Below are 7,650 nucleotides of genomic sequence, written 5' to 3'. Positions count from 1 at the left end.
CAGGAGGAACGTCGGCGATTCGACGCGACGGCCGACCGGCCAGGGCATGCCCTGGCCGGTCGGCCGTCACGAAAACTGGGGAATTTTCAAATGCCATAAGTGGGGAGAATTACTCCGCCACTCACACCTGGAACAGGTCGCGCCGACTTCGTCCCCAGCTGCGCAGCGGTCGATCGTTCAGCTCGACAAGGAGCGCGTGGATCGCCTCGTTGAGGGCGGCGAGCGAGAAGAAGCGGCGGTTGCGCAGGCGCGCCAGGATCCATCGCCCGACGATTTGGACCCCGACTTCGACCTTGGCTTTGTCGCGCGGCCGATACGGCCGTGCCGGCACGATGGCGGTGCGGAAATGGCGGGCGAGATCGGCATAGGTCCGGTTGACCATCGCCTCGTGAAAGCAGGCCCGGATGATGCCGGCCTTCAGATTGTCGCTTACCGTCTGCCGGGCCGTGCCGCCGAAAAAGCAAAAGGCCCGGACGTGCGAGGCGATCCAGTCCGGCAGGCTCTGTGTGAGGCTGGCCTCGGCGTAGGTGTAGTTCGAGGCGCCGAGCACGGCGACGAAGATCTGCACGCTGCGCACCTCGCCGCTGAGCCCGTCAACCACCTCCATGGTGTGGCCGGAATAGTCGACGAACAGCTTCTCGCCGGCGACATGAACCTGGCGCAGGGTTGGCTTGAGACGGCCGGTCCATTCCCTGTAGCGTTCGCAGAACCACGCGTAGCTGAAGCTGTCGGAGTTTGCGTCGCAATACTCCTCCCACAACAGCATCAGCGTGACGTTCGGGCGCCGCAGCTCGCGATGGACAAGCGCCCAATCCGGATGCGGACGCTCGTCGCTGGGTCGATCGGAAGGCGGTGGAAACAGGCGGTTCTCGAGCCGGACGTCGTCATCCAGCTCCGGCGGTAAAGGCCAGGTCAGGCTGGCGCGGCGGGCTCGGTTCACGTACTTGCTGACGGTGCCCTGGGCCAGACCGAGGCTGCGGGCAACGGCGCGTTGCGACATGCCGACGCTATAGTGCAGGCGTAGAACTTCACGAATGTGGCGCATGGACAGTCTCTCTGTCGGGATCTCGATCCTCTGCGGTTGGGCAAAAGACCGAGCTACCCCGGTTGCAGACTGTCAGCGGTGTGCGCCTCCCGGTTGTCCCCGATCACGATCGCTGGAAATAGCCCACCTTCTCGCGGCACATGGGATAGGCGAGTTTCACGATCTCTTTGAAGGGATCGGCTTGTGTCTATGCTTGACCATGCGCTTAACTCGGACGTGACGGCGCGCCGGCTGGAAGTGATCACGGAGACGGGACGCCGTCGTTGGTTCTCCAAGGACGAGAAGGCCCGGATCGTTGAGGAGACGCTGGTCCCAGGCGCGGTCGTTTCCGAGATTGCCCGGCGACACGGGCTGACCCCACAACAAGTGTTCACCTGGCGCCGGCAAGCACGCCGGTTGCCGACGCCGATGGCTGACGATCCGCCGTTTGTACCGGCGGTGGTAGACGCCGTGGTACCGGCCGTGGCTGTTGGCCATGAGCGCAAGACAGCGCGACGCAAGGCCAAACCGGATCTCGGGGGCATCGAGATCGAAGCCGAAGGCGTCATTATCCGGGTCGGCCGCGGCGCGGACGTGGCGATGATTGCCGCCATCGTCCATGCGCTGAAGGCAAGCCGGTGATCGGCCCGTCCGGAACTGTCCGGGTGATGGTGGCGACCAAGCCGGTCGACTTCCGCAAGGGAATCGAGGGGCTTGCTATGTTGGTCCGCGAGCACATGAAGGCCGATCCGTTCTCGGGTGCTGTTTATGTGTTCCGTGCCAAGCGGGCGGACCGGATCAAGCTGATCTTCTGGGACGGGACAGGTCTTTGCCTGTTCGCCAAGCGGCTCAAGGAAGGCGTCTTCCGCTGGCCGAAGATCGAGGATGGCGTGATGCGTTTGTCGGCGGCGGAATTGTCGGCGCTGCTCGAAGGGCTTGATTGGCGGCGTGTCCACGCGGCACAGGAGACGATCGTCCCGACGCAAGCCGGATAATTGTGGGCCGCGCTGCGGCGAAGTGAATCAGGGGCATCGAGCACGTCGTCAGGCAGGCGCGAATATGCTCTGATTTGCCTGTGAGCCATAACCTTCCTGATGATCCCGAGACGCTGAAGGCGATGCTGCTGGCCGAGCGGCACGAGAGCGAGCGGCTGCGCCAGATCATCAAGGAGCTGCAGCGTCATCGCTTTGGCCGGAAGGCAGAGTCGCTTCCCGAGGAGCAGATGCTGCTCGGTCTCGAGGACGTCCAACAGGTTGCGGCCTGTACGGAAGCCAGCCAAGACGCGACAGCTCGGGCGGAGCGCGCACGCAAGCGCCGCAACAATCGCGGAGCACTACCGGCGCATCTGCCGCGGATCGAGGTCGTCGTCGATATCGAAGACAAGACCTGTCCGTGCTGCAGGGGCGACCTGCATCAGATCGGCGAAGACAAGAGCGAGCGGCTGGACCTGGTGCCGGCGCAGTTCCGCGTTGTCGTCACCCGACTGCGCGGCGGCGATCAAGGTGAGACTCCGCTGTTCGCCGACGAGACGACGGTGCCGGTGCTCGATCCCGGTCGAGGGCGCACCAAGACTGGCCAGCTCTGGGCCTATGCCGCCGACGACAGGCCCTGGGGCGGTCTCGATCCGCCCGGCATCGCCTATGTCTATGCACCCGACCGCAAAGCCGAGCGGCTGTTCAGCCATCTTGCCGGCTTCAAGGGCGTCCTGCAGGTCGATGGCTACAACGCCTACCCAAAGCTTGCCGAACGTGGCGAGGTCGAGCTCGCCTTCTGCTGGGTGCACATGCGGCGCAACTTCTACGAACTCGCGACAGCCGGCCCCGCGCCGATCGCAAGCGAGGCGCTGAAGCACATTGCAGCATTCTATGCGATCGAGAAGGAGATCCGCGGCCGCAGCGCCGAGGAGCGTCGCCTCGTGCGGCAGCAGAAGAGCCGACCACTGGCCGATGCCTTCGAAGCCTGGCTGCGCGCCAAGCTGGCTCTTATCAGCCAGAAGATCAAGCTCGCCGAGGCCATCCGCTACGCCCTCTCACGCTGGCAAGGACTGACGCGCTTCATCGATGACGGCCGCATCGAACTCGACAACAATACGGTCGAACGATCAATCCGTGGCATCAAGCTCAGTCGCAAGAACGCGCTGTTTGCCGGATCCGACGGTGGCGCCGAACATTGGGCGGTCGTTGCAACCTTGGTCGAGACTTGCAAGGTCAACGACGTTGATCCGCTCGCCTATCTCACCGACGTCCTAACAAGGATCGTCAACGGGCATCCCAACCGCGACATCGACCAGCTACTGCCCTGGGCCTTCCGCGCTCAAGCCCTCAAAGCCGTGGCCTGAGAACGACGCTTACGAAATAGCGATCACGATCGGCTGGAAACCGTGATCACGATCGGCTGGAACACGCAACAACGTCGCCGATCGTTCGACTGGCCCTAAGGAGGCCAAGTAGACCATCCTTTCCATCGAGGAGGAGGCGATCATCGTCGCTTTCCGGCAGCCTACGCTGCTGCCGCTCGACGATTGCCTCTATGCGCTGCAGCCGACCATCCCGCATCTGACGCGGTCATCCCTGCATCGCTGCCTCCAGCGCCACGGCATCAGCCGATTGCCGGAGGTTGAGGGCAATCGGCCTGCGAAGAAGAAGTTCAAGGCTTATCCGATCGGCTATTTCCACATCGATATCGCTGAGCTCCAGACCGCTGGAGGCAAGCTCTACCTCTATGTTGCCATCGATCGCACTAGCAAGTTCGCCTTCGTGCAACTGGTCAAGAAGACCGGAAGGACCTCAGCCTCGGCCTTCCTCGAAGCTCTGATCGCGGCCGTCCCCTACAAGATCCACACGGTGCTCACCGACAATGGGATCCAGTTCACCTTCCCGCCGCGCTATGCCGACGGTCCGACGGCAAGATACGTGACGCATATGTTCGACATGCGATGCCAGGAAAATGGCATCGAACATCGGCTGACCAAGATCAAGCATCCCTGGACCAATGGCCAGGTCGAGCGCATGAACCGCACGATCAAGGAAGCGACAGTCCAACGCTACCATTACGATCGACACGATCAGCTCGAAGCTCACCTTGCCGATTTCATCACCGCCTACAATTACGCTCGGCGGCTGAAGACCCTGAAGGGCCTCACACCCTACGAATACACCTGCAAATGCTGGACTTCCCAGCCAGAACGATTCAAACTCAATCCGCTCCAGCAAATGCCGGGACTAAACACCTAGTCTGCCGCAAACGCGCTTAGGGGTTTAGCTGAACGCTAAATTCGAGGCCAATTCGGCAAACGCAACGAATAATGTACCTCTCGACATCGGTCCGAGAGAACGAGAAGGCACGGAGAAGCGGACGATCAGTGGTCGTCTTGTGCCCCTGCTCAATAGTGCGAGCTACGTGGAACCAAACCCGCAGCGAATGCTAGCCGCTCTTGCCGCAAAGTCTGGGGATGGAGTAAACGAGGGCAACGCTGTCCATGTAATCACCTCTTTGTCGAGGCGCTAGATCTGCACGGGATTTGAACGCGTCTGTCAAACGAGACGGGCCGGGCCCTCGTACACAAAATAAAGATCCGATGCAATCGAGCCTCCTGTTAGAACGTGAGGCGTGCCGCAGGATCGACGTGACGTACCTGATCGGCCGCCTGGCTCCGATCTTATGAATTGCCGATCCGCGGAGGCGCCTCCGGACGCTTTGCGAGCGGAGTGCCGCTACCGACGGCATGAGAGCTCGCCTTATCGAAACAATTTCCCGGCGGCAGCGAGAATTTGGCGCGTGTTCTCGAAGACCGTCGCAACCTCATACGTTAGAACAAAAAATGCACAATAGAACGTACTCGGATAGTGCTGGCTCCACGATAGAACCGGGCGGCTTAGGCGCGACCTGATTGGGTAACAGCTCATAACAAATGCAGATAGGCCGCCCAATAAGGCGCCCGCAGCAACATCCGACGGATAGTGGTAACCTAGGTAAATGCGCGGGATGCAAATCACGATTAGACTGTAGAGTGCGGCAGTGTAGCCCCACTGACGGCGCATCATCAGCATCCCCCCGGCTAAAGCAAATGCCATAGCAGCTGTATCACTGGGAAATGAGCTCCAGTTCCAAAGTGTCTCGTTCGAGACGTAGTAAGGCAGTATGAAGCCGCTCGTCGCGTCATGAATGGGTCGGACTCGGAATGGCAACACGGACCGGATGACTTTCGCCAGAGCCAGCGATGCGATCGTCGCAAGGAGGGTTGAAATCACTAGCGCGCGATGCAGTTCCTTATCGCGGTCGGGTTGGAACCAGACCAGCCAGAGAACAGATGTCAGAACCGCACCCTTGAGCAGCGGGAGATCGGCCAAAAAACTGACCCACGCATCAAAGCTCGATGAGCGATGAGCGACGCTGTTGACAAGTCTCAGGAGAAGCAGATCAATGTTCATGAAACCCGGAGAAAACGTGAATAGCCCCCGGCTTCGATCAGGCACTATACTTGGCAATTGATGTGTGAGGAAGGGCCGCATCAGGCCCGGTGCTCCGCTTACCCCGTCTAGATGCGCGCCAGATGTCAGCTCCTGTGGGCTGATGAGGTGTAGGCGCACGGCCGAAGTTTCACGGCCGAGCTGTACCACGCGAGCGATTGACCAACCGTCGATAAGGTCTCCGCGTCAGCAGGCGCCAGAGTAACTCACTGCTCGGCAGGCCCTTTCGCAGCACCCATCCTTCCGCTAATTTCCAACGCACGCTGGGGGCCGAGCTGCAGGTGTTCGAATGCACATGTCGCGTGAGGGCTTTTTTTTAGCGACTCTTCTATTGACCGCTGGTTATTTGTTTGGAGCGTACAGCGCTAACCATAAATTATTCCCGCTTCCTTTTTTTCATGCGTTGAAAACTCGCGCGGGCGGGACGGCTCCCGACGACCTTTACACATTTGATCAGGCGGGCCGGCTTGCATCGGGCGATCAGAAGAAGGCTGTCACCTGCCCGCAGCAGACGGACCGTACGGCCGTGCTGCTGCTAATGGGGCAATCAAACGCTGGGAATCACGGGGGCCAGCGGTTCCGCTCGCAACATGGAGGTGCGATTGCAAATTTCTTTGATGGGCGATGCTATGTCGCTGCGTCGCCACTGCTGGGAGCTGACGGCGTTGGCGGGGAATATTGGACCGAACTTGGCAACCTTCTGCTGGATCGCGGATCGTTCGACCAAGTCATACTGGCGCCCCTAGCCATCAGCGGCGCGGAAGCCTCCCGTTGGGGGCCCGGCGGCGATCTGAACAGAACCATGACCGACACAGCGAGCCAGCTGCAGCAGCGGGGTTATCTCGTGACGCACGTCCTCTGGGTCCAGGGTGAGATCGACTATGTGAAGAGAACGAACGAGAAGGACTACCACGATCGATTCTTATCGCTGGTCAGCTCCTTGAGGTCTCAGGGAGTCGGGGCACCAGTATACGTTGCCATCGCAACCAAGTGCCTGGGAGCAAGCAACGGTGGAACGCGCTTCCATTCCGCCGATAACCCGATAGCGCGCGCTCAATTGGGCCTCCCCGATCCCGCTAGCAATCTGAGACCCGGAGTTAACTCAGACGCCCTGCTTGACGCTCTGGATCGATATGACGACTGTCATTTCGGCTCGTCTGGAGAACAGAAGGTCGCGAGAGCGTGGGCAGACCTGATTCGTTCAACCGCCCCCTGAGGTGAGACGAGGCTGTGATCTGGTCAGCCAACACTCTTGTTGAAGGTGCTGCACCACAAGGCTACGGCTGTGCACAATCGTGATGTACGATGAGGTGGTGCAAAGCGAGCCGAGTGCGCTATCATCTTGGACGTGCGAGCTAGGTCGCTCTCGCCCGAAGTAACGAAACCATTCGGCGGCGAACCGTTTTGCGCTTCTGTTCGGCCGTTCCGACGAAGTGGTCCCACGTTGGCAAGCTGCAGTGCATGGCTCCTTTTCGCGCCGCTGCGCTGGCCGCTGGTCGAGCCGCTGTCGATCGACGAGGCTTTTCTCGACCTCTCCGGTACCGAGCGGGTGTACGGCATGATGCCGGAATGCACGGGATCAGGGGCTACGCGCCCTAGCACTGTTTATCGTGTCCAGGTCTACCGCGTGTGATGCTAATCTTTGCATCTTTGCGTTAATAGCCGGGGATGCACAATTGTGCGCACCCGTCCCCTGCTAAAGTTAAAGATGGTGCCCGCACCCGCTAGACTAGACCTTTCATTGCGCCGCCGCCTCTTTGCCGAGGGCGCCTTGCTTGCCGGCGTTCGCGCTCTTATGGATCGGACTTACCACCCATAGTTCACCTGCGATGGGCAACAGGGCGATCTGCATGTCGGCCCACCAGGCCCTTTCTTGCCGTGCCGATGCAAAGCCTGGTGGTGAATTCGACAAAGCGGGACCGTGAATTCGTCGCTGACCTTGCGCCCAAGCGCTCTCGGCTGCGCGAACTTAATGTGGTGGGCATCCGATGGGATTCGCTTGCAGACAAGGCAGGGCTGCTCTGTAACCGTCCGGTGATGCTTTCAATTACCCACATCGTCGACGAGTTCTGATTGAGAGGCCGAAGGCGATGTCATTGAGGCGTGTTAGGCCTCGCCACACCACCATGTTTCCTGGCGGCGGATCGTGGTTGCGCG

General features: G+C 60.5%; 6 protein-coding genes and 2 pseudogenes. 5 read left to right on the top strand and 3 right to left on the bottom strand.

The window, feature by feature from the left end; translation table 11 throughout:
• Positions 1–121: 121 nt before the first annotated feature.
• Entirely contained in the window at positions 122–1,045 is a 924-nt protein-coding gene (istA, locus tag EAV90_RS38600) for an IS21 family transposase (RefSeq protein ID WP_245509735.1), read from the bottom strand.
• Positions 1,046–1,234: 189 nt separating this feature from the next.
• Here istA and tnpA point away from each other — a divergent pair, with 189 nt between their 5' ends.
• The 4 genes and pseudogenes from tnpA to EAV90_RS38580 form a co-directional block, all read left to right on the top strand.
• On the top strand, positions 1,235–1,666 hold the full coding sequence (tnpA, locus tag EAV90_RS38595) for an IS66-like element accessory protein TnpA (RefSeq protein ID WP_129146419.1): 432 nt from the start codon (positions 1,235–1,237) through the stop codon (positions 1,664–1,666).
• Entirely contained in the window at positions 1,663–2,019 is a 357-nt protein-coding gene (gene tnpB / locus EAV90_RS38590) for an IS66 family insertion sequence element accessory protein TnpB (protein ID WP_129146418.1), read from the top strand. The genes tnpA and tnpB overlap by 4 nt, the downstream gene beginning before the upstream one ends.
• 122 nt (positions 2,020–2,141) lie before the next feature.
• Positions 2,142–3,362 carry an IS66 family transposase gene (tnpC, locus tag EAV90_RS38585; RefSeq protein WP_129146420.1) on the top strand — a complete coding sequence of 407 codons (1,221 nt, stop codon included), beginning with the start codon at positions 2,142–2,144 and terminating at the stop codon, positions 3,360–3,362.
• 64 nt (positions 3,363–3,426) lie between these two features.
• A pseudogene (locus EAV90_RS38580) lies at positions 3,427–4,257 on the top strand (IS481 family transposase); the annotation flags it as partial.
• A gap of 504 nt (positions 4,258–4,761) precedes the next feature.
• Here EAV90_RS38580 and EAV90_RS38575 read toward each other — a convergent pair.
• Positions 4,762–5,454: a phosphatase PAP2 family protein gene (locus EAV90_RS38575; protein WP_164937294.1), complete on the bottom strand. Its 693-nt coding sequence runs from the start codon at positions 5,452–5,454 to the stop codon at positions 4,762–4,764.
• Positions 5,455–5,788: 334 nt separating this feature from the next.
• On the opposite strand from EAV90_RS38575, the gene EAV90_RS38570 reads away from it, so the two are divergent.
• Positions 5,789–6,709, top strand: a complete 921-nt coding sequence (locus tag EAV90_RS38570) for a sialate O-acetylesterase (protein ID WP_129146416.1) — start codon at positions 5,789–5,791, stop codon at positions 6,707–6,709.
• A 522-nt stretch (positions 6,710–7,231) separates the two neighbouring features.
• Here EAV90_RS38570 and EAV90_RS38560 read toward each other — a convergent pair.
• Positions 7,232–7,533: pseudogene (locus tag EAV90_RS38560) on the bottom strand (DUF968 domain-containing protein); the annotation flags it as partial.
• Between the last annotated feature and the right edge of the window lie 117 nt (positions 7,534–7,650).

The organism is Bradyrhizobium vignae (assembly GCF_004114425.1).
Lineage (GTDB): Bacteria > Pseudomonadota > Alphaproteobacteria > Rhizobiales > Xanthobacteraceae > Bradyrhizobium > Bradyrhizobium vignae.
The sequence above is the reverse complement of the archived record's forward strand: the minus strand, read 5'-3'. Positions and strand labels throughout refer to the sequence as shown.